The organism is Pseudomonas sp. 910_21 (assembly GCF_052850735.1).
In genome coordinates this window covers 370,746-395,995 of record NZ_VXCY01000005.1, presented here as the reverse complement: position 1 = coordinate 395,995, position 25,250 = coordinate 370,746, and the positions used below count along the sequence as shown (strand labels likewise).

At 61.2% G+C, this 25,250-nt stretch carries 26 protein-coding genes; 10 read left to right on the top strand and 16 right to left on the bottom strand.

Going from position 1 to position 25,250, the window contains the following annotated elements:
* Positions 1–97: 97 nt before the first annotated feature.
* The gene (locus FW796_RS18445; protein WP_446439734.1) at positions 98–2,323 is read right to left on the bottom strand and encodes an NADP-dependent isocitrate dehydrogenase; all 2,226 of its coding nucleotides are present in this window, start codon (positions 2,321–2,323) and stop codon (positions 98–100) included.
* A 505-nt stretch (positions 2,324–2,828) separates the two neighbouring features.
* Here FW796_RS18445 and icd point away from each other — a divergent pair.
* Positions 2,829–4,085, top strand: a complete 1,257-nt coding sequence (icd, locus tag FW796_RS18440; protein WP_102864727.1) for an NADP-dependent isocitrate dehydrogenase — start codon at positions 2,829–2,831, stop codon at positions 4,083–4,085.
* 79 nt (positions 4,086–4,164) lie between these two features.
* Here the strand turns inward: icd and cspD are convergent, their stop codons facing one another.
* Positions 4,165–4,422 carry a cold shock domain-containing protein CspD gene (gene cspD, locus FW796_RS18435; RefSeq protein ID WP_102864728.1) on the bottom strand — a complete coding sequence of 86 codons (258 nt, stop codon included), beginning with the start codon at positions 4,420–4,422 and terminating at the stop codon, positions 4,165–4,167.
* Positions 4,423–4,646: 224 nt separating this feature from the next.
* Between cspD and clpS the strand changes: the two genes are divergently transcribed.
* On the top strand, positions 4,647–5,009 hold the full coding sequence (gene clpS / locus FW796_RS18430; protein WP_011062173.1) for an ATP-dependent Clp protease adapter ClpS: 363 nt from the start codon (positions 4,647–4,649) through the stop codon (positions 5,007–5,009).
* Positions 5,010–5,038: 29 nt separating this feature from the next.
* Entirely contained in the window at positions 5,039–7,309 is a 2,271-nt protein-coding gene (clpA, locus tag FW796_RS18425) for an ATP-dependent Clp protease ATP-binding subunit ClpA (RefSeq protein ID WP_346635084.1), read from the top strand.
* A gap of 126 nt (positions 7,310–7,435) precedes the next feature.
* On the opposite strand, the gene infA is transcribed toward clpA, so the two are convergent.
* The 4 genes from infA to trxB form a co-directional block, all read right to left on the bottom strand.
* Positions 7,436–7,654, bottom strand: a complete 219-nt coding sequence (gene infA, locus FW796_RS18420; protein ID WP_002553999.1) for a translation initiation factor IF-1 — start codon at positions 7,652–7,654, stop codon at positions 7,436–7,438.
* Between the two features lie 100 nt (positions 7,655–7,754).
* Positions 7,755–8,462 carry an arginyltransferase gene (locus tag FW796_RS18415; RefSeq protein ID WP_346635083.1) on the bottom strand — a complete coding sequence of 236 codons (708 nt, stop codon included), beginning with the start codon at positions 8,460–8,462 and terminating at the stop codon, positions 7,755–7,757.
* Positions 8,463–8,520: 58 nt separating this feature from the next.
* Positions 8,521–9,201, bottom strand: a complete 681-nt coding sequence (aat, locus tag FW796_RS18410) for a leucyl/phenylalanyl-tRNA--protein transferase (protein WP_346635082.1) — start codon at positions 9,199–9,201, stop codon at positions 8,521–8,523.
* 72 nt (positions 9,202–9,273) lie between these two features.
* Positions 9,274–10,224 (bottom strand): thioredoxin-disulfide reductase, encoded by a 951-nt coding sequence (gene trxB / locus FW796_RS18405; RefSeq protein ID WP_446439733.1) that lies wholly within the window; start codon positions 10,222–10,224, stop codon positions 9,274–9,276.
* Between the two features lie 295 nt (positions 10,225–10,519).
* Here trxB and FW796_RS18400 point away from each other — a divergent pair, with 295 nt between their 5' ends.
* The 6 genes from FW796_RS18400 to cysG all read left to right on the top strand — a co-directional run bounded on the left by FW796_RS18400 (position 10,520) and on the right by cysG (position 18,042).
* Entirely contained in the window at positions 10,520–12,928 is a 2,409-nt protein-coding gene (locus FW796_RS18400) for a DNA translocase FtsK (protein ID WP_346635080.1), read from the top strand.
* A 68-nt stretch (positions 12,929–12,996) separates the two neighbouring features.
* Entirely contained in the window at positions 12,997–13,620 is a 624-nt protein-coding gene (lolA, locus tag FW796_RS18395; protein WP_123727938.1) for an outer membrane lipoprotein chaperone LolA, read from the top strand.
* Between the two features lie 33 nt (positions 13,621–13,653).
* Positions 13,654–14,979, top strand: coding sequence for a replication-associated recombination protein A (locus FW796_RS18390; protein WP_346635079.1), 1,326 nt, complete (start codon positions 13,654–13,656; stop codon positions 14,977–14,979).
* On the top strand, positions 14,976–15,350 hold the full coding sequence (crcB, locus tag FW796_RS18385) for a fluoride efflux transporter CrcB (RefSeq protein ID WP_016966951.1): 375 nt from the start codon (positions 14,976–14,978) through the stop codon (positions 15,348–15,350). Before FW796_RS18390 ends, crcB begins: the two co-directional genes overlap by 4 nt.
* A 16-nt stretch (positions 15,351–15,366) precedes the next feature.
* A complete protein-coding gene (gene serS / locus FW796_RS18380; RefSeq protein ID WP_404937303.1) occupies positions 15,367–16,647 on the top strand; it encodes a serine--tRNA ligase in 1,281 nt (426 codons plus the stop codon).
* Positions 16,648–18,042 (top strand): siroheme synthase CysG, encoded by a 1,395-nt coding sequence (cysG, locus tag FW796_RS18375; RefSeq protein ID WP_446439732.1) that lies wholly within the window; start codon positions 16,648–16,650, stop codon positions 18,040–18,042.
* Positions 18,043–18,109: 67 nt separating this feature from the next.
* Here cysG and FW796_RS18370 read toward each other — a convergent pair whose 3' ends face one another.
* From FW796_RS18370 to tusD, 6 genes are all read right to left on the bottom strand, one after another.
* Positions 18,110–19,111: a glutathione S-transferase family protein gene (locus FW796_RS18370; RefSeq protein ID WP_446439731.1), complete on the bottom strand. Its 1,002-nt coding sequence runs from the start codon at positions 19,109–19,111 to the stop codon at positions 18,110–18,112.
* A gap of 88 nt (positions 19,112–19,199) precedes the next feature.
* Positions 19,200–20,201, bottom strand: a complete 1,002-nt coding sequence (locus tag FW796_RS18365) for a glycosyl transferase family protein (RefSeq protein ID WP_446439730.1) — start codon at positions 20,199–20,201, stop codon at positions 19,200–19,202.
* A complete protein-coding gene (locus FW796_RS18360) occupies positions 20,198–20,533 on the bottom strand; it encodes a TusE/DsrC/DsvC family sulfur relay protein (protein WP_253164781.1) in 336 nt (111 codons plus the stop codon). The genes FW796_RS18365 and FW796_RS18360 overlap by 4 nt, the downstream gene beginning before the upstream one ends.
* Positions 20,530–20,826: a sulfurtransferase complex subunit TusB gene (gene tusB / locus FW796_RS18355; protein ID WP_346635074.1), complete on the bottom strand. Its 297-nt coding sequence runs from the start codon at positions 20,824–20,826 to the stop codon at positions 20,530–20,532. The genes FW796_RS18360 and tusB overlap by 4 nt, the downstream gene beginning before the upstream one ends.
* Positions 20,826–21,188, bottom strand: coding sequence for a sulfurtransferase complex subunit TusC (gene tusC, locus FW796_RS18350; protein WP_123727943.1), 363 nt, complete (start codon positions 21,186–21,188; stop codon positions 20,826–20,828). The genes tusB and tusC overlap by 1 nt, the downstream gene beginning before the upstream one ends.
* Before the next feature lies 1 nt (position 21,189).
* Entirely contained in the window at positions 21,190–21,582 is a 393-nt protein-coding gene (gene tusD, locus FW796_RS18345) for a sulfurtransferase complex subunit TusD (RefSeq protein ID WP_446439832.1), read from the bottom strand.
* A 186-nt stretch (positions 21,583–21,768) separates the two neighbouring features.
* On the opposite strand from tusD, the gene FW796_RS18340 reads away from it, so the two are divergent.
* Entirely contained in the window at positions 21,769–22,518 is a 750-nt protein-coding gene (locus tag FW796_RS18340) for an SDR family oxidoreductase (protein WP_446439729.1), read from the top strand.
* 15 nt (positions 22,519–22,533) lie between these two features.
* Here FW796_RS18340 and FW796_RS18335 read toward each other — a convergent pair whose 3' ends face one another.
* The 4 genes from FW796_RS18335 to FW796_RS18320 all read right to left on the bottom strand — a co-directional run bounded on the left by FW796_RS18335 (position 22,534) and on the right by FW796_RS18320 (position 25,164).
* A complete protein-coding gene (locus FW796_RS18335) occupies positions 22,534–23,238 on the bottom strand; it encodes a YoaK family protein (protein WP_446439728.1) in 705 nt (234 codons plus the stop codon).
* A 48-nt stretch (positions 23,239–23,286) separates the two neighbouring features.
* Complete coding sequence (locus tag FW796_RS18330) at positions 23,287–23,616, bottom strand: DUF6388 family protein (RefSeq protein ID WP_346635071.1); 330 nt, start codon at positions 23,614–23,616, stop codon at positions 23,287–23,289.
* A gap of 36 nt (positions 23,617–23,652) precedes the next feature.
* Positions 23,653–24,153: an RDD family protein gene (locus tag FW796_RS18325; protein WP_446439727.1), complete on the bottom strand. Its 501-nt coding sequence runs from the start codon at positions 24,151–24,153 to the stop codon at positions 23,653–23,655.
* 102 nt (positions 24,154–24,255) lie between these two features.
* Positions 24,256–25,164 (bottom strand): LysR family transcriptional regulator, encoded by a 909-nt coding sequence (locus tag FW796_RS18320; protein ID WP_346635069.1) that lies wholly within the window; start codon positions 25,162–25,164, stop codon positions 24,256–24,258.
* Positions 25,165–25,250: the final 86 nt, after the last annotated feature.

Here is a 25,250-nt window from a genome sequence, read left to right as displayed (position 1 = left end):
GTTTGGCGTGGGTGCATTTCGCCGGCCAGCCGGCTCCTGCGCAATCCATAAGCACAAACCCCGGCACATGGCCGGGGTTTGTGTAGGACGGTCCTGCTTACACCAGCGCAGCGATGGCTGCGTTGAGGGTGGCGCTCGGGCGCATGGCCTTGCTCACCAGCTCAGGGTTGGCGCTGTAGTAGCCGCCGATGTCCACGGGCTTGCCCTGTACCGCGTTGAGCTCGGCGACGATGGTCGCTTCGTTCTCTGTCAGGGTCTTGGCCAGGGTGCTGAACTGCGCTTGCAGGGCGGCGTCCTCGGTCTGGGCGGCCAGGGCTTGGGCCCAGTACAGCGCCAGGTAGAAGTGGCTACCGCGGTTGTCGATGTTGCCGACTTTGCGCGATGGCGACTTGTTGTTGTCGAGGAACTGGCCGGTAGCCTGGTCCAGGGTCTTGGCCAGTACCAGGGCTTTCGGATTGTTGTAGGTGTTGCCCAGGTGCTCCAGGGAGGCGGCCAGGGCCAGGAACTCACCCAGGGAATCCCAGCGCAGGAAGTTCTCTTCCAGCAGTTGCTGCACGTGTTTCGGGGCCGAACCGCCGGCGCCGGTTTCGAACAGGCCGCCACCGTTCATCAGCGGCACGATCGACAGCATCTTGGCGCTGGTGCCCAGCTCCATGATCGGGAACAGGTCGGTCAGGTAGTCGCGCAGTACGTTGCCGGTCACCGAGATGGTGTCCTTGCCGTCGCGGGTGCGGGCCAGGGTGAACTTCATGGCGTCGACCGGAGACATGATGCGGATGTCCAGGTCGCTGGTGTCGTGATCCTTCAGGTAGGCCTGAACTTTCTCGATCATCACGCCGTCGTGGGCGCGCATCGGGTCCAGCCAGAAGATGGCCGGGGTGCTGCTGGCGCGGGCACGGTTGACCGCCAGCTTGACCCAGTCCTGGATCGGCGCGTCTTTGGTCTGGCACATGCGGAAGATGTCGCCGGCTTCGACTTTCTGCTCCAGCAACAGGCTGCCTTTGCCGTCAGTGACGCGAACCACGCCGTCAGCCTTGATTTCGAAAGTCTTGTCGTGGGAGCCGTACTCTTCGGCTTTTTTCGCCATCAGGCCAACGTTCGGCACGCTGCCCATGGTGGTCGGATCGAATGCGCCATTGGCTTTGCAGTCTTCGATCACCGCCTGGTAGATGGTGGCGTAGCAACGGTCCGGGATCACTGCCTTGGTGTCGTGCAGCTGGCCGTCGGTGCCCCACATCTTGCCGGAGTCACGGATCATGGCCGGCATCGAAGCGTCGACGATCACGTCGCTCGGCACGTGCAGGTTGGTGATGCCTTTGTCGGAGTTGACCATGGCCAGGGCAGGGCGGGCTGCGTAGACGGCCTGGATGTCGGCTTCGATCGCAGCTTGCTGGTCGGCTGGCAGGGCCTTGATGCGGGCGTACAGGTCGCCGATGCCGTTATTCAGGTTGAAGCCGATTTCTTGCAGCACGGCGGCGTGCTTGCTCAGGGCGTCCTGATAGAACTCGGCAACGATCTGGCCGAACATGATCGGGTCGGAGACTTTCATCATGGTGGCTTTGAGGTGCACCGACAGCAGTACGCCTTGCTTCTTGGCGTCTTCGATTTCGGCGGCGATGAAGGCACGCAGGGCCTTTTTGCTCATGACTGCGCAATCGAGGATCTCACCGGCTTGCACGGTGGTCTTTTCCTTCAGGACGGTGGCAGTGCCGTCTTGAGCGATCAGCTCGATTTTAACGCTGTCTGCGCCTTCGATCAGGGCAGCTTTTTCGCTGCCGTAGAAGTCGCCGTTGCTCATGTGGGCAACGTGGGACTTGGAGTCCTTGGCCCAGGCGCCCATCTTGTGCGGGTGCTTGCGCGCGTAGTTCTTCACCGACAGCGGGGCGCGGCGGTCGGAGTTGCCTTCACGCAGGACCGGGTTCACGGCGCTGCCCTTGATCTTGTCGTAACGGGCCTTGGCGTCTTTGTCGGCGTCGCTGGTGACGGTCTCGGGATAGTCCGGCAGGGCATAGCCCAGGGCCTGGAGCTCTTTGATCGCGGCTTGCAGTTGCGGTACCGAGGCGCTGATGTTCGGCAGCTTGATGATGTTGGCTTCCGGGGTGACCGCCAGTTCGCCCAGTTCGGCGAGGTGGTCCGGTACCGCTTTGGCACCCAACTGCTCAGGGAAGCTGGCGAGGATGCGGCCGGCCAGGGAGATGTCGCGGGTTTCCACGGCGATATCAGCCGAAGCGGTGAAGGCTTCTACGATAGGCAGCAGGGAATAGGTGGCGAGGGCCGGGGCTTCGTCGGTGAAGGTGTAGATGATCTTCGAGCGGGTGGGCATATTCGGATTAACTCTCTTCTTTGCTAAAGCGTGCGCAGAAACTCGAGGTGCGCCGGGTAAGCGCTTTCGTTCAAAGGTCATCCATGAGCCGAATGTCGAGGTTTCTTCGCGGTGATGTTGGGTGCATCAGTCGAGCGTCAAGCGGGTGGGCTGCGGTAACAACCCGGCTTTGGGCGGCCATTCTCGGCTTGTTTTATTCGGTAGCAGAGCGTTCGGCCGTCGTGACTCTGTGGTCAGCGGCGGCATTATACATAGGTAGCTAGCAAAACGCCGATGCTTCATAGGTGCCCGTTCTCGTCCATTGGTCTAAAGGTCGCAGGCGGGGTGCAGGCGTAGAGTCGTTCGAGGTGCTCGATTTTGGCACTTTTCCCTTTGCTTTCAGGCTTGTAGGCCGCGAACTGTGCAGCTTTCACGGCATATGGGTGGAACATGAGGTTCCCGTCCAGATTCAACTGGGTTACGCTCGAACGCAGCCAGATGTTCAATCCACACAACGGAGTTCAGCATGGGATACAAGAAGATTCAGGTTCCAGCAGTCGGCGACAAAATCACCGTCAACGCAGACCATTCTCTCAATGTTCCTAACAACCCGATTATTCCTTTCATCGAAGGCGACGGTATTGGTGTTGATATCAGCCCGGTCATGATCAAGGTTGTCGATGCTGCGGTTAAGAAGGCTTACGGCGGCGAACGCAAGATTTCCTGGATGGAAGTGTATGCCGGGGAAAAAGCGACTCAAGTGTACGACCAGGATACCTGGCTGCCTCAGGAAACCCTGGACGCGGTGAAGGACTACGTGGTTTCCATCAAGGGCCCGCTGACCACACCGGTCGGTGGTGGCATCCGTTCCCTGAACGTGGCCCTGCGTCAACAGCTGGACCTGTATGTATGCCTGCGCCCGGTGCGTTGGTTCGAAGGCGTGCCCAGCCCGGTGAAAAAGCCTGGCGATGTGGACATGACCATCTTCCGTGAAAACTCCGAAGACATTTACGCCGGTATCGAGTGGAAGGCCGGTACGGCAGAGGCCACCAAGGTCATCAAGTTCCTTAAAGAAGAAATGGGCGTCACCAAGATCCGTTTCGACGAAAACTGCGGCATCGGCGTCAAGCCGGTTTCCCTGCAGGGCACCAAGCGTCTGGCGCGCAAGGCGCTGCAATATGTAGTGGATAACGACCGCGACTCGCTGACCATCGTCCACAAAGGCAACATCATGAAGTTCACCGAGGGTGCCTTCAAAGAGTGGGCCTACGAAGTGGCGGCTGAAGAGTTCGGCGCAACCTTGCTGGACGGCGGCCCTTGGATGCAGTTCAAGAACCCGAAAACCGGCAAGAACGTCATCGTCAAGGATGCTATCGCTGACGCCATGCTCCAGCAGATCCTGCTGCGCCCGGCCGAGTACGATGTGATCGCGACCCTCAACCTCAATGGTGACTATCTGTCCGACGCCCTGGCGGCGGAAGTCGGTGGTATCGGTATCGCTCCGGGGGCCAACCTGTCCGACACCGTGGCCATGTTCGAAGCGACCCACGGTACCGCGCCCAAGTACGCCGGCAAGGACCAGGTCAACCCAGGCTCGCTGATTCTCTCTGCGGAGATGATGCTGCGCCACATGGGCTGGACCGAAGCGGCCGACCTGATCATCAAGGGCACCAATGGCGCCATCTCGGCCAAGACCGTGACCTATGACTTCGAGCGTCTGATGGAAGGGGCGACCCTGCTGTCTTCGTCGGCATTCGGTGATGCGCTGATCTCGCACATGTAAGCGAATCCGGGCTGAAAGCAAACCGGCCGACTCAATCCCTTGAGTCGGCCGGTTTTTTTATGACTGGATGTTGTATCAATCAGCTCAGGGCGCTTTCAGTCTGGACCTCGGCGGTGACGATTTCGCCGGGCACCTTCAAGGCGCTGATTTTGATCGCATGCAGCCCCTTGGGGCCTTGGATGATCTCGAAGCTCACAGCCTGTCCGGCTTTCAAGGTCTTGTAGCCATCCATATCGATGGCCGAGTAATGGGCAAAGAGATCGTCAGTCTTGCCCTCCTCATTAATAAAGCCATAACCCTTGGCATTGTTGAACCACTTGACCTTACCGCTAGCCATACTCATATCCCTCTGCAACAGACTCCATCACTGGAGTATCATCCAGTTCATCCGCCGCCAAACTTGGTAAAAAGGTTGACGCCGCGGACGTTTATTACCCAATGTGGGCCCTATTGGTTGTAACACCGTTTTGCCGATAGTCAAGGTGACCCGGCGGTCGGAGTTGAATTCCATCCAGGGCGCCCCCACCACTGTATTTGCACAACTGACGAACCTTTCTTTCCATGCATGCAATCAGCCAGATTCGACTAACATTCAATCAGGATCGCCCGGACTTGCACGACGACGATTCCGCTGGCTTGGCTGTACAGGAAGCTAAGCCTGCGTTACAGGCGCCGCCGATGTACAAGGTGGTTTTGTTCAACGATGACTACACCCCGATGGATTTCGTCGTCGAAGTGCTCGAGATGTTTTTTAACCTGAATCGCGAGCTGGCGACCAAGGTCATGCTGGCCGTCCATACCGAAGGACGGGCAGTGTGTGGATTGTTTACCCGCGACATCGCCGAGACCAAGGCCATGCAGGTCAACCAGTACGCCCGGGAAAGCCAGCATCCGCTACTCTGTGAAATCGAGAAGGACGGTTAACGCCGACCACTTGGGTATGAGGTGAAGCTATGTTAAACCGCGAGCTCGAAGTCACCCTCAATCTCGCCTTCAAGGAGGCCCGTTCGAAGCGTCATGAATTCATGACCGTCGAGCACCTTCTGTTGGCTCTTTTGGATAATGAGGCCGCCGCCACCGTTTTACGTGCCTGCGGAGCAAACCTCGACAAACTCAAGCACGACCTGCAGGAGTTCATCGACTCCACCACGCCGCTGATTCCTGTGCATGACGAGGATCGCGAGACTCAGCCAACCCTGGGTTTCCAGCGTGTGCTGCAACGTGCTGTCTTTCACGTACAGAGCTCGGGCAAGCGTGAAGTCACCGGCGCCAATGTGCTGGTGGCAATCTTCAGTGAGCAAGAGAGTCAGGCAGTATTCCTGCTGAAACAGCAGAGCGTTGCCCGTATCGATGTGGTCAATTACATCGCCCATGGCATTTCCAAGGTGCCTGGGCATGGTGATCATTCTGAAGGTGAACAGGATATGCAGGACGAAGAGGGTGGTGAGTCGTCTTCTTCGGGCAATCCTCTGGATGCCTATGCCAGCAACCTCAATGAACTGGCCCGTCAAGGGCGGATTGATCCGTTGGTGGGCCGCGAGCAGGAGGTAGAGCGCGTTGCGCAGATCCTCGCTCGTCGTCGCAAGAACAATCCGTTATTGGTAGGTGAGGCGGGTGTGGGCAAGACCGCCATTGCCGAAGGCTTGGCCAAACGTATTGTCGACAATCAGGTTCCAGATCTGTTGGCCAATAGCGTTGTCTACTCCCTGGATCTCGGGGCGTTGCTGGCGGGTACCAAATACCGTGGCGACTTCGAGAAGCGCTTCAAGGCGTTGCTGGGAGAGTTGAAGAAGCGTCCTCAGGCAATTCTGTTCATCGACGAGATTCATACCATCATCGGTGCCGGTGCGGCTTCCGGTGGGGTAATGGATGCCTCGAACCTGCTCAAGCCGCTCCTGTCCTCGGGTGATATCCGTTGTATCGGTTCGACCACCTTCCAGGAATTTCGTGGCATCTTCGAGAAAGACCGGGCCCTGGCTCGGCGCTTCCAGAAGGTCGATGTGTCCGAACCCTCGGTCGAGGACACCATTGGTATCCTGCGCGGTCTCAAAGGTCGTTTCGAGCAGCATCACAGCATCGAATACAGCGATGAAGCCCTGCGCGCCGCAGCGGAACTGGCCTCGCGCTACATCAATGACCGGCATATGCCGGACAAGGCCATCGACGTCATCGACGAGGCGGGTGCCTACCAGCGTCTGCAGCCGGCCGAGAAGCGCGTGAAGCGCATCGAAGTGGCTCAGGTTGAGGACATCGTGGCGAAAATTGCCCGTATTCCGCCTAAGCATGTCACCAGCTCCGACAAAGAGCTGCTGCGCAACCTTGAGCGCGATCTCAAGTTGACGGTGTTTGGCCAGGATGCGGCGATTGATTCGCTGTCTACCGCCATCAAGTTGTCCCGTGCGGGCCTGAAGTCTCCGGACAAGCCTGTGGGTTCGTTCCTGTTCGCCGGTCCTACCGGTGTCGGCAAGACCGAAGCGGCACGGCAGTTGGCCAAGGCCATGGGGATCGAGTTGGTGCGCTTCGACATGTCTGAGTACATGGAGCGGCACACCGTATCGCGCTTGATTGGTGCGCCTCCCGGCTATGTCGGTTTCGACCAGGGTGGCTTGCTGACCGAGGCGATCACCAAACAGCCGCATTGCGTATTGCTGCTTGATGAAATCGAGAAGGCGCATCCGGAAGTCTTCAACCTGCTGCTGCAGGTGATGGATCACGGCACTCTGACCGACAACAACGGGCGCAAGGCGGACTTCCGCAATGTAATCGTCATCATGACCACCAATGCCGGTGCTGAAACCGCGGCGCGAGCCTCTATCGGTTTCACTCATCAGGATCACTCTTCCGATGCCATGGAAGTGATCAAGAAGAGCTTCACGCCGGAGTTCCGCAACCGTCTGGACACCATTATCCAGTTCGGTCGTCTGAGTCATGAAGTGATCAAGAGCGTGGTGGACAAGTTTCTTACCGAGCTTCAAGCGCAGTTGGAAGACAAGCGCGTGCAGCTGGAAGTGACCGATGCCGCTCGCAGCTGGCTGGCTGCCGGTGGTTACGACGTGACAATGGGTGCACGCCCAATGGCGCGTTTGATCCAGGACAAGATCAAGCGTCCCCTGGCTGAGGAGATCCTGTTTGGCGAATTGTCCGACCATGGCGGTGTGGTACACATCGACATCAAGGATGGCGAGTTGACCTTTGATTTCGAGACCACGGCGGAAATGGCTTGATGGCCGCGTAACGCAGTAGTACCGCCAAAGGCACCGGAGGGTGCCTTTGTGCTATCTGGGGTTTGAACAGTTTTTTGCAGACGAACAAAAACGCCCGGCATAACCGGGCGTCTTGTATTGACTTGCTTAGCGAGCGCGGTAAGTGATGCGCCCTTTGCTCAAGTCATAGGGCGTCAGCTCGACGCGCACTTTGTCACCGGTAAGAATACGAATGTAGTTCTTGCGCATCTTGCCGGAAATATGCGCGGTTACGACGTGCCCATTTTCCAACTCCACACGAAACATGGTGTTGGGCAGGGTGTCGACGACAGTGCCTTCCATTTCGAAGCTGTCTTCTTTCGACATGCAGTAAAGCCCTCGGTGTCCAATGAATGGCCCGGTGCAACTGCGCCAGGCAAAAGCGGCGTGCATTGTGCCCGAAAAGTGGGGTTTAAGCCAAGACCTTCTAGTTGAGGATCACCCATCTCTGGTTAACCAGCAGCTCTATGGGGCGATATTGGGTCTTGTAGCTCATTTTTTTGCAGTTCTTGATCCAGTAGCCGAGGTACACCGCGTCCAGCCCCAGGCGCAGGGTTTCGCCGATTTGCCAGAGGATCGCGTAGCGCCCCAGGCTGCGACGCTCTTCATCGGGTTCATAGAAGGTGTAGACCGCTGAGAGCCCGTTGGGCAACAGGTCGGTAACGGCTACCGCCAGCAGGCGCCCCTCCAGGCGGAACTCATAGAAGCGGGAAAACGGCAGGTCGCGCACCAGGAAGGTCGAGAACTGGTCGCGGCTGGGGGGGAACATGTCGCCGTCGGCGTGGCGTTGCTCGATGTAGCGTTGGTAGAGGTCGAAGTACTCTTCGCTAAAGCCAGGTTTGGCCGCTTGTACGCTCAGGTCGCTGTTGCGTTTGAGAATGCGTTTTTGCTGACGATTGGGCAGGAACTGCGCCACTGGAATGCGCGCCGGGACGCAAGCGTTGCAGTTTTGGCAGTGGGGCCGATACAGGTGATCGCCGCTGCGACGAAATCCCATTTCCGACAGATCTGCGTAGACATGCACGTCCATGGGCTGGCTGGGATCGAGGAACAAGGTAGTGGCCTGTTCGTCGGGCAGGTAGCTGCAAGAATGGGGTTGAGTGGCATAAAACTTCAGGCGCGCCAACTCGGTCATGAGTCAACCCTCGGAATAAGCTTTGAAATTAAGTGTAAGCCACTGCCGTCAAACCCGCCTAGGAAACCCATATGGCGCGGCTCGGCTGATCCAGGTGACGCGTGAGGTAGCCGGCAAACTCTGGTCGGGAAATGGAGCGCGCACCCAGGCTGTGCAGATGCTCGGTAGGCATCTGGCAGTCGATCAATACAAATCCCCATTCCTTCAGATGCTGTACCAGGGTGGCGAATCCGAATTTCGAGGCGTTGTCGGCGCGGCTGAACATCGACTCGCCAAAAAACAGTTGGCCCATGGCCAGGCCGTACAGCCCTCCCACCAGCGTGCCTTGATCCCAGACTTCCACCGAGTGGGCATAGCCGCGCTGATGCAATTGCAAATAGGCCTGTTGCATCGCCTCGCTGATCCAGGTGCCGTCGGCATAAGTCCGAGGTGCTGCGCAAGCGCTGATGACCGCAGCGAAGTCCTGGTCGAACGTCACTTGATAGCGCTGTTTGCGCAACAGCTTGCCCAGGCTGCGGGAGACATGCAGTTCGTCCGGCAGCAGCACGGTGCGTGGATCGGGAGACCACCAGAGGATCGGTTGCCCCTCGGAAAACCACGGGAAGCAGCCGTGGCGATAAGCCTGAATCAAGCGATCGGCGGACAGATCACCGCCCGCAGCCAGCAGCCCGTTGGGCTCGCGCATGGCCTTTTCCAATGGGGGGAAATCAAGTTTGTTGCGTTGTAACCAGGTCAGCATGGCATCCAGACTTACGGCAGGGGAGGGCGGTGGCAGGCCAATGATGGCCCGCCACAAGCGTAGGGCGAGGGCTTAGTTGTCGTCGAGGAATTTTTCCGCATCCAGGGCTGCCATGCAGCCGGCGCCGGCGGACGTAATGGCCTGGCGGTAGACATGATCGGCCACATCGCCAGCAGCGAATACTCCCGCAATGCCGGTGGCGGTGGCATTGCCTTCGCTGCCACCCTTGATCAGCAGGTAGCCGTCGCGCATCTCCAGTTGCCCCTGGAACAGGTCTGTATTGGGTTTGTGGCCGATGGCGATAAACACCCCAGCCAGTGCCAGATCCCTGGTTTCTCCGCTGTGGCTGTCCTTGAGGCGGGCGCCGGTCACGCCGCTGGCATCCCCCAGTACTTCGTCCAGATGCTGGTTCCAGTGCAGGCGGATATTGCCGTTGGCGGCCTTGTCGAACAGTTTGTCCTGGAGGATTTTCTCTGCGCGGAGCTTGTCGCGGCGGTGCACCAGGTGCACTTCCTTGGCGATGTTCGACAGGTACAGTGCCTCCTCCACGGCTGTGTTGCCGCCGCCCACCACGGCTACCACCTGATTGCGATAGAAGAAACCGTCGCAGGTGGCGCAGGCTGAAACGCCTTTGCCGGCAAATGCCTCCTCCGATGGCAGACCCAGGTATTGGGCCGATGCGCCGGTGGCAATGATCAGCGCGTCGCAACTGTAGGTGCCGCTGTCGCCGATAAGGATAAACGGCCGTTGCTGCAACTGAGCGGTGTGGATGTGGTCATAGACGATCTGGGTGTCGAAACGCTCGGCGTGTTTTTGCATGCGCTCCATCAGTGCCGGGCCGGTCAGGCCTTCGACGTCACCGGGCCAGTTGTCGACTTCGGTGGTGGTGGTCAGTTGGCCGCCAGCTTGCAGGCCGGTGATCACGGTCGGTTTGAGGTTGGCGCGAGCGGCATAAACGGCGGCGCTGTAACCGGCAGGGCCGGAGCCCAGAATGATCAGGCGTGAATGCTTCGCTTGGTTCATAAAAACACCTCATAAGCCTTTGTCACAAAAGAGAATGCATGCTCCAATTGAACAGTGCGTATTACGCAATTGGCTATGCTTAACAGACTGTTCTGACGTGGCATGGTGTGAACAAACCCGTACAATACGACGATGTACCAGGCTTATTCAGAATTGCACCGTTTCAGAAGCAAGGGGCAGAGTGTTAAAAGTAGCCCCAGTTACGCCGGTCAACTTTATTTACCTGCTCGGATTGAGCAGTATCTTGTAGTCAATCACCCGTTGGACGCGCTTATGGCGCAGGAAAAGACGCGTTTTGAAGAAATCCACCGCAGCACCTAAACCTGTTGTTCCGCTCTGGCGTCAGCAATTGCACTACCGGCTCAAGGAAGGTGCATTGATCGCCATTGGAGCCCTGTGCCTGTTCTTGATGATGGCACTTCTGACCTACGGTAAAGATGATCCGGGTTGGAGCCATAACAGCAAGATCGAAGATGTGCAGAACTTCGGCGGTCCTGCTGGCTCTTACAGCGCCGATATCCTGTTTATGGTGTTGGGTTACTTCGCTTATATCTTCCCGTTGCTGTTGGCGATCAAGACCTACCAGATCTTCCGTCAGCGGCATGAACCCTGGCAGTGGAGCGGCTGGCTGTTTTCCTGGCGGCTGATCGGTCTGGTGTTCCTGGTGTTGTCCGGCGCGGCGCTGGCGCATATCCATTTCCATGCCGCCACGGGCCTGCCGGCCGGTGCCGGTGGCGCTTTGGGCGAGAGCCTGGGCGACCTGGCCAAGAATGCGCTGAACGTCCAGGGCAGCACCCTGATGTTCATTGCCCTGTTCCTGTTCGGCCTGACGGTGTTCACCGACCTGTCGTGGTTCAAGGTGATGGACGTCACTGGCAAGATCACGCTCGACCTGTTCGAACTGTTCCAGGGCGCTGCCAATCGTTGGTGGGACGCTCGCGTCGAGCGTAAACAGCTGGTGGCGCAACTGCGCGAAGTGGATGCCCGGGTCGATGAGGTGGTGTCCCCGAGCATCGCCGACAAGCGCGAGCAGGCCAAGGTCAAGGAGCGTCTTATCGAGCGCGAGCAGGCCTTGAGCAAGCATATGTCCGAGCGCGAGAAGCAGGTGCCGCCGGTGATCACTCCAGTGGTCACCAAGGCGCCTGAGCCGAGCAAGCGCGTGCAGAAAGAGAAGCAAGTACCGCTGTTCGTCGACAGTGCGGTGGAAGGCACCTTGCCGCCGATCTCGATCCTCGATCCCGCGGAAAAGAAACAGCTCAATTACTCCCCCGAATCCCTGGCGGCTGTCGGCCACCTGCTGGAGATCAAGCTCAAGGAGTTCGGCGTCGAAGTGGCGGTGGATTCCATCCATCCCGGCCCGGTGATTACCCGTTACGAAATCCAGCCGGCGGCCGGGGTGAAAGTCAGCCGTATCGCCAACCTGGCCAAGGACCTGGCGCGTTCCCTGGCGGTGACCAGTGTGCGCGTGGTGGAAGTGATTCCCGGCAAGACCACCGTGGGCATCGAAATTCCCAATGAAGACCGGCAGATCGTGCGCTTCTCCGAAGTGCTCTCGACCCCGGAATACGACAACTTCAAATCCCCGGTCACCCTGGCCCTGGGCCACGATATCGGCGGCAAACCGATCATCACCGACCTGGCGAAAATGCCTCACCTGCTGGTGGCCGGTACCACCGGTTCCGGTAAGTCGGTGGGGGTCAACGCAATGATCCTGTCGATCCTGTTCAAGTCCGGCCCGGAAGACGCCAAGCTGATCATGATCGACCCGAAGATGCTCGAACTGTCGATCTACGAAGGCATTCCGCATCTGCTGTGCCCAGTGGTCACCGACATGAAGGACGCGGCCAACGCTCTGCGCTGGAGCGTGGCGGAGATGGAGCGGCGCTACAAGCTCATGGCCAAGATGGGCGTGCGCAACCTCTCGGGCTTCAACGCCAAGGTCAAGGAAGCCATTGAAGCCGGTACGCCGCTGGCGGACCCGCTGTACAACCGCGAAAGCATCCACGACGAAGCGCCGCTGCTGACCAAGCTGCCGACCATCGTGGTGGTAGTGGACGAATTTGCCGACATGATGATGATCGTCGGCAAGAAGGTTGAAGAACTGATCGCCCGTATCGCCCAGAAGGCCCGTGCTGCCGGTATCCACCTGATCCTCGCGACCCAGCGGCCGTCGGTGGACGTGATCACCGGCCTGATCAAGGCCAACATTCCGACTCGCATGGCGTTCCAGGTGTCGAGCAAGATCGACTCGCGGACCATCATCGATCAGGGCGGCGCCGAACAGCTGCTGGGCCACGGTGACATGCTCTACATGCCACCGGGCACCAGCCTGCCGATTCGTGTCCACGGTGCCTTCGTCTCCGACGATGAAGTGCACCGCGTGGTGGAGGCCTGGAAGCTGCGGGGCGCGCCGGAATACAACGACGACATCCTCAACGGTGTCGAAGAGGCGGGCAGTGGTTTCGAAGGTAGCAGCGGCGGTGGCGACGGCGATGACCCGGAAGCCGACGCGCTCTACGACGAAGCCGTGCAGTTCGTCCTGGAAAGCCGCCGGGCCTCGATCTCGGCGGTACAGCGCAAGCTGAAGATTGGCTACAACCGCGCCGCCCGGATGATCGAGGCCATGGAAATGGCCGGCGTGGTGACGGCGATGAACACCAACGGCTCCCGCGAAGTGCTGGCGCCGGGCCCGATGCGCGACTGATCCCTGTTTCGCTTTCAGCGGCGTGAGGTCACGCCGCTCGCATACCCATCCAATTTATGAGGAATTCCATGCGCCTGATTCGCATGTTGCTGCTGCCGGTATTGGCTGTGACCACCCTGTCGGCCCACGCCGACCCGAAAGACGTGGCACGCCTGACCCAGTTGCTGGAAAAGTCCCAGACCCTGACGGCGCGTTTCTCCCAGCTGACCCTCGACGGCAGCGGCACTCAGTTGCAGGAAACCGCCGGCGAGATGTCCTTGCAGCGTCCTGGCCTGTTCTACTGGCACACCGACGCGCCGCAAGAACAACTGATGGTGTCCGATGGCCAGAAAGTCTCCCTGTGGGACCCGGACCTGGAGCAGGTGACCATCAAGAAGCTCGACCAGCGTCTGACCCAGACTCCGGCCCTGTTGCTGTCCGGTGACGTGTCGAAGATCAGCGAAAGCTTCGACATCACCTCCAAGGAAGCCGGCGGCGTGATGGACTTCACCCTCAAGCCGAAAACCCGCGACACCCTGTTCGACAGCCTGCGCCTGTCGTTCCGCAACGGCATGATCAACGACATGCAATTGATTGACAGCGTTGGTCAGCGCACCAATATCCTGTTCACCGGGGTCAAGGCCAACGAATCGATCCCGGCGTCCAAGTTCAAGTTCGACATCCCCAAGGGTGCCGATGTGATCCAAGAGTAAGCAGCCGCAGCCGCAAGGTTTCGAAGGTAGTCCATGGACCTGTTTCGTAGTGCCCCGATCGCCCAGCCACTGGCTGCACGCTTGCGTGCGACCAACCTGGACGAGTACGTCGGTCAGCAGCACCTGCTGGCTCGGGGCAAGCCGCTGCGCGAGGCACTGGAGCAGGGCGCCCTGCATTCGATGATCTTCTGGGGCCCGCCTGGGGTCGGCAAGACCACCCTGGCGCGGCTGCTGGCGGAAGTCTCGGACGCCCACTTCGAAACCGTCTCGGCGGTGCTGGCCGGGGTCAAGGAGATCCGCCAGGCGGTGGAAATCGCCAAGCAGCAGGCCGGACAATACGGGCGGCGGACCATTCTGTTCGTCGACGAAGTGCACCGCTTCAACAAATCGCAGCAGGATGCCTTCCTGCCCTACGTGGAAGACGGCACGCTGATCTTTATCGGTGCCACCACGGAAAACCCGTCCTTTGAACTCAACAACGCCTTGCTCTCCCGGGCCCGGGTCTATGTGCTCAAGAGCCTGGATGAAGCGGCCCTGGGCACTCTGGTACAGCGTGCCCTGACGGAAGAGCGGGGGCTGGGCAAGCGTCAGCTGAGCCTCAGCGAGGAAGGCTTCCAGATGCTGCTGTCGGCGGCCGATGGCGATGGCCGGCGCATGCTCAACCTGCTGGAAAACGCCTCGGACCTGGCGGAAGACGGTGGCGAGATCAGCGTCGATCTTCTGCAAAGCCTGTTAGGGGATACTCGCCGGCGTTTCGACAAGGGCGGCGAAGCCTTCTACGACCAGATTTCCGCGTTGCACAAGTCCGTGCGCGGCTCCAACCCTGACGGCGCCCTGTACTGGTTTGCACGCATGCTCGACGGTGGTTGCGACCCGCTGTACCTGGCCCGACGCGTAGTGCGCATGGCCAGCGAGGACATCGGCAACGCCGACCCGCGGGCCTTGAGCCTGTGCCTGGCGGCCTGGGATGTGCAGGAGCGCCTGGGCAGTCCCGAAGGCGAGCTGGCGGTGGCCCAGGCCATCACCTACCTGGCCTGTGCGCCGAAGAGCAACGCCGTGTACATGGGCTTCAAGGCCGCCATGCGCGCCGCTGCCGAGCACGGTTCCCTGGAAGTGCCGATCCATCTGCGCAACGCTCCGACCAAGCTGATGAAGCAGTTGGGGTACGGCGACGAATACCGCTACGCCCATGACGAGCCGGATGCCTACGCTGCCGGCGAAGACTATTTCCCCGAAGAGCTCGAGCCTTTGCCGCTCTACCAGCCGGTGCCCCGTGGCCTGGAGCTGAAGATCGGCGAGAAGCTCAAGCATCTGGCTGCCCTGGACCGGGCCAGCCCCCTGCAGCGGAGAAAACCTTGATCCCCCTGATCCTCGCAGTCTCCGCCGGCGGCGTGGCCGGCACCCTGTTGCGTTTCACCACGGGCAACTGGATCAACGCCAATTGGCCGCGGCACTTCTATACCGCGACGCTGGCCGTTAATATCGTGGGCTGCCTGCTGATCGGCGTGTTGTACGGACTGTTCCTGATCCGTCCGGAAGTGCCGATCGAAGTGCGTGCCGGATTGATAGTGGGCTTCCTCGGTGGCCTGACGACTTTTTCATCCTTTTCACTGGATACCGTGCGTCTGCTGGAAAGCGGACAAGTGGCGCTGGCCCTGGGTTATGCGGCACTGAGTGTATTCGGCGGGCTGCTTGCTACCTGGGCCGGCCTGTCCTTGACCAAACTTTGATAAACGAGAGAACGACATGCTCGATTCCAAACTGTTACGTAGCAACCTCCAGGACGTAGCGGATCGTCTGGCATCCCGCGGCTTTGCCCTGGATGTGGCACGCATCGAAGCGCTGGAAGAACAGCGCAAGACCGTGCAGACCCGCACCGAGCAACTGCAGGCTGAACGTAACGCGCGCTCCAAGTCCATCGGCCAGGCCAAGCAACGTGGCGAAGACATCGCCCCGCTGATGGCCGACGTTGAGCGCATGGGGAACGAGCTGAGCTCCGGCAAGGTGGAACTGGAAAACATCCAGAACGAACTGGATTCGATCCTGTTCGGCATTCCCAACCTGCCTCACGAATCGGTGCCGGTGGGCGAAGACGAAGACGGCAACGTCGAAGTGCGCCGTTGGGGCACCCCGACTACTTTCGACTTCCCGATCAAGGACCACGTGGCCCTGGGCGAAACCCACGGCTGGCTGGACTTTGAAACCGCGGCCAAGCTGTCCGGTGCGCGTTTCGCCCTGCTGCGCGGTCCTATCGCCCGTCTGCACCGCGCCCTGGCGCAGTTCATGATCAACCTGCACACCGGCGAGCACGGCTACGAAGAGGCCTACACCCCGTATCTGGTGCAGGCTCCGGCCTTGGTCGGCACCAGCCAGCTGCCGAAGTTCGAGGAAGACCTGTTCAAGATCACTCGCGAAGGCGAAGCCGATCTGTACCTGATCCCGACCGCCGAAGTGTCCCTGACCAACATCGTCGCGGGTGAGATCCTCGATCCGAAGCAACTGCCGCTGAAGTTCGTCGCCCACACGCCGTGCTTTCGCAGTGAAGCCGGTGCCTCGGGTCGCGACACCCGCGGCATGATCCGCCAGCACCAGTTCGACAAGGTCGAGATGGTCCAGGTGGTCGAGCCGTCGACTTCCATGGAGGCCCTGGAAGGCCTGACCGCCAATGCCGAGAAAGTCCTGCAACTGCTGCAACTGCCGTACCGCGTACTGGCCCTGTGCACCGGCGACATGGGCTTCAGCGCGGTCAAGACCTACGACCTCGAAGTCTGGGTGCCGAGCCAGGACAAATACCGCGAGATCTCCTCGTGCTCCAACTGCGGCGACTTCCAGGCCCGTCGCATGCAGGCGCGCTTCCGCAACCCGGAAACCGGCAAGCCGGAGTTGGTGCACACCCTCAACGGTTCCGGCCTGGCCGTGGGCCGTACCCTGGTGGCGGTGCTGGAAAACTACCAGCAGGCCGACGGTTCGATCCGTGTGCCGGACGTGCTGAAGCCGTACATGGGTGGCCTTGAGGTCATCGGCTAAATGGAATATCTGCCGCTGTTTCACAACCTTCGCGGCAGTCGTGTGTTGGTGGTCGGCGGAGGGGAGATTGCCTTGCGCAAGTCCCGTCTGCTGGCCGATGCCGGTGCGCAGCTGCGAGTGGTTGCACCTGAAATAGAAGCGCAATTGCAGGAGCTGATCGTCGCCAGCGGCGGTGAGTCCCTGTTGCGCGGGTATGTCGAGGCCGACCTCGACGGCTGCACCCTGATCATTGCCGCCACCGACGATGAATCCCTCAATGCCCAAGTCTCCGCCGATGCCCATCGGCGTTGCGTCCCGGTCAATGTGGTGGACGCGCCGGCCCTGTGCAGCGTGATCTTCCCGGCTATCGTCGACCGTTCGCCACTGGTCATCGCAGTTTCCAGTGGCGGCGATGCGCCGGTGCTGGCGCGGCTGATCCGGGCCAAGCTGGAAACCTGGATTCCTTCCACCTACGGCCAACTGGCCGGGTTGGCGGCGCGTTTCCGCGCCCAGGTCAAAGGCCTGTTTCCGGATGTGCAGCAGCGCCGGGCGTTCTGGGAGGATGTATTCCAGGGCCCCATCGCCGATCGCCAACTGGCGGGGCAGGGAGCGGAAGCCGAACGTCTGTTGCAGGCCAAGATTGCCGGCAAGGCGCCCCATGCGCCGGGCGAGGTGTATCTGGTGGGGGCCGGCCCGGGTGATCCGGACCTGCTGACCTTTCGCGCCTTGCGCTTGATGCAACAGGCCGACGTAGTGCTCTACGACCGCCTGGTGGCGCCGGCAATTCTCGAGCTGTGCCGCCGTGACGCCGAACGCATCTATGTCGGCAAGCGTCGCGCCGATCACGCCGTGCCCCAGGAACAGATCAACCAGCAATTGGTGACCCTGGCCCAGCAAGGCAAACGTGTAGTGCGTCTCAAGGGCGGCGATCCGTTCATCTTCGGCCGGGGCGGCGAAGAGATCGAAGAGCTGGCAGCCCACGGTATTCCATTCCAGGTGGTGCCGGGGATTACCGCAGCCAGTGGTTGCTCGGCCTATGCCGGGATTCCCCTGACTCACCGCGACTACGCGCAGTCGGTGCGCTTTGTCACCGGCCACCTCAAGGACGGCACCAGCAACCTGCCCTGGAGCGACTTGGTGGCGCCAGCGCAGACCCTGGTGTTCTACATGGGCCTGGTGGGCTTGCCGACGATCTGCGAGCAGTTGATCAAGCACGGGCGCGGCGCTGATACCCCGGCCGCCTTGATCCAGCAGGGCACCACCAGCAACCAGCGAGTCTTCACCGGCACCCTGGCCAACCTGCCGTCCCTGGTAGCGGAACACGAAGTGCATGCCCCGACCCTGGTGATCGTTGGCGAAGTGGTCCAGCTACGCGAGAAGCTGGCCTGGTTCGAAGGCGCTCAGTCCGAGGTCTGAAAAGTTTCGCCGGCAAGCCGGCTCCTACAGGATCGATGTAGGAGCTGGCTTGCCAGCGAAAGCGTCCTCAACCCCTGCACCAAACCCCTTGCCCACTCAACCGCTGCCGATCATGGCCGCGGCTGAAGTCCTGCAACGGCCCCTTCGGCACAATCCCCGTTGGATTGATGGTGCTATGGCTGGCGTAGTAGTGCCCCTTGATATGGGCAAAATCCACGGTCTCGGCAATCCCCGGCCACTGATACAGCTCTCGTAGCCAGTTCGACAGGTTCGGGTAATCGGCAATCCGCCGCAGGTTGCACTTGAAGTGGCTGTAGTACACCGCATCGAAACGGATCAACGTGGTGAACAGCCGTACATCGGCTTCAGTCAGATACTCGCCAACCAAGTAGCGCTGTTTACCCAGCAACGCTTCCAAAGCGTCCAGCTCGGCAAAGACATCATCGAACGCCGCCTCATAGGCCTGTTGTGACGTGGCAAACCCGGCGCGATACACACCATTGTTCAGCGCTGGATAGATGCGTGCGTTGAGTTCGTTGATGCGTGCGCGCAAAGGCTGCGGATAAAAATCCAGCTCATTGCCGGTCAAGTGATCAAAAGCGCCGTTGAACATGCGGATGATTTCTGCCGACTCATTGCTGACGATGCGCTGTTGCTGTTTGTCCCAGAGCACCGGCACGGTGACCCGACCGGTGTAGTCGGCGCTTTCGGCGGTGTAGCGCTGGTGCATGAAGTCGAAGGGGTCCAGGGCATCGCCACTGGAGCCGAAGGCGCTGTCGAAGGTCCAGCCGTTCTCGCGCATCAGCCAGCTGACCACCGAGACGTCGATCAGCTGTTCCAGGCCCTTGAGCTTGCGCAAGATCAGCGTGCGGTGGGCCCAGGGGCAGGCCAACGATACATAAAGGTGGTAGCGCCCGGCCTCGGCGGTAAAGCCGCCTTCGCCGCTGGGCCCCGGACTGCCGTCGGCGGTGACCCAGTGGCGACGTTGCGCCTGTTCCCGTTGGAAGGTGCCGTCCTTGCCGCTTTCGTACCACTGGTCATGCCAGCGCCCTTCGATCAGCAGACCCATGAAATGCTCCTCAGCCATTTTGCGTTGGAGTGCAGTCTATTGCGCTGGGTTCGAACAAAAAGCGCAAAACTTGGGCAGTCAGGATCGATTAAATCGATCTGTCCCGGGCGTCCCAGTAGTGTTGGGCGCGCTCGAAGGCCTGCTCCCGAGGCATGCCCAGGCCACGCAAGGCCAGAGCCATAGTGGCCAACAGGGCCAACTGCGGGTAGCTGTCCTCCACCTCGCCACGCCACAGCGCCTTGAGGTGCTCGGGTTCCAGGCTGGCCGGTTTCACATGGCGTTGCGCCGACAGTGCCGGCCATTCCTCGTCCCAACTGACGCCGCCCGTACTGCCGTACAGATGGCTGGTGGTGTCCGGGTTGATCTCGATCTCGCCGCCATCGCCCTTGATCACGATGACGTTGTCCCCCAGCAGGCCGCTGGCATCGCGGTGCACCGCCTGATAGCCAGGGTGGAAGATGCTCTGCAGGCCGCAACGGGCGCCCAGGGGGTTGAGAATGCGCGCCAGGGAGTGAATCGGTGAGCGCAGGCCGAGGATGTTGCGCAGGTCGATCATCCGTTGCAGCTGTGGCGCCCAGTCGCCTAGCGGCATGAAGGCCAGGTTGCCCTGATCCAGTGCCTTGGCGACCGATGGCCAGTCACGGCACAGGGGAATCCCCAGGGGGTCCAACAACTGCTCGGTGTACAGGCGTCCGGCCGTATGGGCGCCACCGCCGTGCAGCAGGATGCGCACGCCGTTCTGTGCCAGGCACTTGGCCGCCAGCAGGTACCAGGGCAGGTGGCGCTTCTTGCCGGCGTAGGTCGGCCAGTCGAGGTCCAGCTGGATCGCCGGGGCATTCAGGCGCTCGCGCAAGGCTTCGGTGAAGCCCGCCAGTTCTTCCGGGCTTTCTTCCTTGTGCCGCAGCAGCATGAGGAAGGCGCCGAGCTGGGTGTCCTCGACCTTGCCGTCCAACAGCATGCCCATGGCTTCCCGGGCTTCTTCCCGGGTCAGGTTGCGGGCGCCGCGCTTGCCCTTGCCGAGGATGCGCACGAACTGGGCAAACGGGTGCTCTTGCGGGGTCTGGGTGAGCAGGGGGGCGAAATCGTTCATAGGCAATTGGTCGGCTTCGGCAGGCCCGCCAGCTTGGCGGCAAGTTTGGCGGGAGTGCCTTTGAACAGTCGGTTCAGGTGCAGGCTGTTGCCCTTGTCCGGGCCCAGCTTGAGGGCGGTGTACTTGATCAGCGGGCGGGTGGCCGGGGACAGCTGGAACTCTCTATAGAAGCCCTGCAGCAGTTCGAGGATTTCCCAATGCTCCGGGCTCAGTTCAAGTTCTTCATTGGCGGCCAGGGCCTGCGCCACGTCGGCGGACCAGTCGTCGAGGTTGACCAGGTAACCGTCCTTGTCCAGTTCGATGGCGCGAGCGCCCACAGTCAAGGTACTCATAGCCAGGTGTTGACCTTGTCATGCTCGATCGACAGCTCGACGAAGCCCGGGTAATCCACTGCGCGGGCCCAGGCCGGCAGGGTCAGGCCCCGGGCTTGCAAGTCCTCTTCCAGCACATACAGATTCAGGCCGCTACGGGCGCCCAGTTCGCCGTAAAGCGTCGTACCCGGCTGCAAGGCATAGGCGGCGTCGCCGCACAGCAGCAGGCCATCGGCGCTGCCCAGCAGACGCAGGCAACTGCTCAGGCGGGTGTCGGTGAAGGGCGAGTGGGACAACACATGCAAGGTCGACATCAGAGGGTAATCACCTGGTCAAAACGGTCGATGATCCCGGCCAGCTCCGGGGCGTCCAGCAGCTGTACAGCGTCAAGGCTCAAAGCCGCCGGGTCGAGGCCGCGAGCAGCGATGCTGGCACTGCAGGCAAACAGCTCGTCGACGCCGAACAGCGACAACGCCTGCAGGTTGGCGCTCAAGTCCTTCTGCCGCAGCAATGAAGCCTGTTGCCCGGGCGCCAGTTGCAGCACGCCATCGTCGAGAAACAGCAGGCCGATGGGCAGGTCGAAGGCGCCGCCGGCCAGGACGATATCCAGGGCCTCCCGGGCACCGGGGCCGGACCAGGGCGCCTGACGGCTGATCAGCAACAGGGATTTGGCCATCTCACGCCCCTCCAAAACAGATCAGGCGGTCGGCGGCCTGTACCGCGTCATGCAATTGCCCGAGCCCCGACAGCTCCCAGGGGGCTTCGACGCTCACCGCCGTGCGCTGATAGCGCTGGGCTTCGTCGGCATTCAACACACCCCGACGCAGGGCCGCGGCGATGCACACCACAGCATCCAACTGATGCTGGCCGACAAAGTCGCGCCATTCCTGGGGCAGGTTCTGCTCATCCTGGGGCGTGACGATGCTGTTGGCAGCGTTGTAGACGCCGTCCTGGTAAAAAAACAGCCGGACAATCTCATGCCCGCCCGCCAGCGCCGCCTGGGCGAACAGCAGGGCGCGGCGCGAGGAAGGCGCGTGAGCGGCGGAGAACAGGGCGATGGCGAACTTCATGACGGACTCGATGGATAAAACTGCGGCCATGATAAAGCTTTCTCCGTGGATCGGCTAAACCCCTTTCGCCCCGAAGGCTCTGGCTCCGGGAGCTCAGGACATATCGGGTAAAGCTTTGCCAGGCCCCAAACCCCGGGGCGGGGGATAGACTCGCGCCTTCATTCAACCTGGGACAAGGAGCAAGGGATGATGGATTTGAATTCGGCGGTGGTGGTGATCACCGGTGCCGGTCGTGGTCTGGGAGCGGCGCTGGCCATCAGTCTGGCGGACCAGGGCTGCAAGTTGATTCTCTGTGGGCGCAACCCCGAGGCCCTGGCGCAAGTCAGTGCGGCCATCGAAGCGCGCACCGGCAGCCCCGCCGATCACGTAGTGGTGGACCTGGCCAACAGCGACAGCGTCAAGGCTGCCCTGGCGGAGATCCATGTGCGCCATCCCCAGGTGGATATCCTGATCAACAACGGCGCCATGTGGCTGGAGGCCAGCGAGCAGCCCCACAGCGCTGCCGAGGTCACGGGCGTGATCGATGCGGCCCTGACGGGTACCTTCCTCCTGACCCAGGGCCTGCTGCCGGCGCTCAAGGCCTCCAAGCGTCCGGACATCGTCACCATCGGTTCCATCAGCGGCTTGCCCAATGCACCACTGCACAGCGTGTCGCTGCCGTTCTACGCGGCCAAGCACGGGCAACTGGCCCTGGCCGACGGCCTGCGGCAAATGCTCAAAGGCACGCCGGTGCGTTCGTTGTGCGTGCATCCACCGTACCTGGAAGATATCTCGCCGCTGGACGACGCCTGGCAACAGATCCCGGCGCGGCAGAAGGGTGAGCAGGGCACCAACCGGGATGTCGTGGAAGCGGTGGTCTTTGCCCTGACCCGACCGCGGCATATCAGCTTGTCATCCATCGTCATCGATACCGACAGCGGCGGTCTGTTCAGCTGATCGCCGGGCCTGATGTCAGCGGTTCTTGTAGCCCAGTTGCCAGCGTCGCGGGATCTTCAATGACGCGATGCCCAGCAGGGCTGCAAACAACCCGCTGACATACAGCGCCTTGAGCCCCAGGTGCTGTTCCAGAATCGCCCCCAGTACCGCCCCGGCGAACATCCCGCCCCAGGGCACCAGTTGCACCCGCCAGCCGTTGCGCCGATCACCGAGCATCCAGCGCCCCAGCCCACGGCCAAAGCGCGACAGAGCACCGGTGACGTAGGTCAGGCCGATGGGCAGGCCGTTCACTTCCTCCACTGCCGCATTGAGCATGCCCATGGCAATAATGGCCGCCAGCAGGGCCGGCAGTTGCTGCTCGAAAGGCCAGGCGGCGGACGCGCAGAGCAATGCGCCAATGCTCAGCAGCAAGGGCAGGGCGCGGTGCCCGGCCAGGCGGCTGACCACCACGCCCAGGGCGTTACCGACGATAAAGGTCGCCACCAATAGCAGCAGGCGCAGCACCAGACCCAGCTCACCATCGCTGATGGCCACTGCCATGCGGGTGGTGTTGCCACTCATGAAGGACACGAAATCCCCGGTGGCCATGAAGCCGATGGCGTCGGTCATGCCAGCCAGCACCGAAAGGCAGGCCACCAGCCCGAGGCCGACCCGCCCGCGCCATTTCTGCGTGTGCTGCAGGGCGGCGCTGGCCGATTGCGTGGAAGTCGAAGGCAACATCGTCGGTTCTCCTGAACAGGGACTGCGGGGGACGCGTGCGGATCAAGGCTATGGATCGAGAGGATGCAGGGCGCAATATTCATCCCAGGGCAAGCCGGCCATTTGCGCCACTTCCCTGTGCACTTCAAGGCGCTGGGCGTGGAATTCTTCGGGGCTGGCGGCGGTCAGTTGCAGGCTCAGTTCCCAGGCGAACAGCCCCAGGCGCTCGGCTTCGGCTTCAAAGGCTTCATGCAGGCGTTCGTTGCGGTACTGCTCGGGCGTCTCGCCCTTGACCTGGGCCTCCAGCGGATTGAGCTTGTCCAGGGCTTCGCGCAGTTCGGGGCGGGCGGCGAGAAATCTTTCCAGGGCTATTTCGTGGTGCAGGGCATTGGCGGGCATCGGGGCTCCTTGAGGGGAACGGGCAGTCTTCAGGCATCAAGCCTGGGACAGGGGATGTTCTGGCATTTCACTGCGTATCTGCTGCAGATCCTTGTGCGGGATCACGTAGGTGCGGGCGAGCATATCGCCTATTCGCTGGCAGCGGCTTGATTCCGCGCAGGCCATCAGCGGGACAAAGGCGAAAGCGGCCTCCAGATAGCGGGTGGCGCTTCTGATCAGTACCTGGATCAGCGTCGGCGGCGTCCCGGCGGCGTTGATCACCACCAGGCCCAGGGCGCACTTGCCGGGCGTGCGGCCCTTGAAAAAATACTCCCAGGCCACGAAGTACAAGGGCCAGATCAGCATGAACAGCATTGAATGGAGGTAGGGCTCCAGCCCCGTCTGTTGCTCGAGGTCGAGCAAGCGTCTGACTGGCTGCAACGCCAGCACCCCGTGCAGGCTCAGCGACAGGAGCAAATACACCGCCAGCGCCAGCACCTGGTCGAGCATGAAGGCGGCGGCACGGCGCAGGATCAGTTGGGTTCTTGAGACTTCCATGGTCGATTCCAAAGTTTTTTCCATCACATCGGGCGCAGTGTAATCCCCGCAGGGCGGGGTGTAGCAGTGGTTTTGGCCGGGGCCTACCACACCCGCGCCGAGTCAGCTGACCACGGGCTGTTCGCGACCGATCTCGGCCCGTAGCTGGGCGATCAGGTGCAGGCAGTGGGTGAGCCCCGGTGAGGGCTCGCCGACCCGGCGGCTGAGGATGATCGGCGAGGTGGCCTCGGGTTCCTGTAGCGGACAAAAACCGATGTCGTCGCGATGCAGCACCTGCACCGAGGCCGGCACCAGGGTGATGCCGATCCCGGCGCCCACCAGGCCGATGGCGGTCTGCAGTTCATTGGTCCATTGGGCGATCTTCAGGTTCAGGCCGCGGGCGCTGAACAGTGCGATCACGTGATCGGCGTAACTCGGGCGCGGGTTGGCCGGATAGAGCACGAAGGGCTCGCTGGCCAGTTGCTCAAGGCTCACCTCTTGTCCCAGCAAGGGGTGGCCGGCGGGCAGGGCGACCACCAGGCGGTCCTCGGTCAGGACCTTCTGCACGATGGCCGGGTCGTCGATGTGGATACGCCCGAAGCCGATGTCGATGCGCCCGGCCTTCAAGGCTTCCACCTGTTGCAGGGTGGTCATTTCCGACAGGCCCAGCTCCAGCTCCAGGGTCTCGTTGCTGCGCAGGCGGCGGATCAGTTGCGGCAGCACGCCGTACAGGGTCGAAGGGGCAAAGCCGATGCCCAACCAGGTCTTGTGCCCCAGGCCAATGCGCCGGGTGTTGTCGCAGACCTTGCCCAACTGCTCCAGTACCCGATTGGAGTGCTCGTAGAAAAACCGCCCGGCGGCGGTCAGGCGCAGCGGTCGGCCACGTTCCAGCAACAGCACTCCCAGCTCGTCCTCCAACTGCTGGATCTGCCGGCTCAAGGGCGGCTGGGCGATGTGCAGGCGCTCGGCGGCGCGGGTGAAATTGAGGGTTTCCCCCAGCACCTGGAAGTAGCGCAGATGACGCAGCTCCATGACAGCTCCCCTGTGATGATGTGCATACCTTATAGGTATCAAGCCAGACCAATTCTATATTGGAACCCCGGAAAAAGCCGGGACAG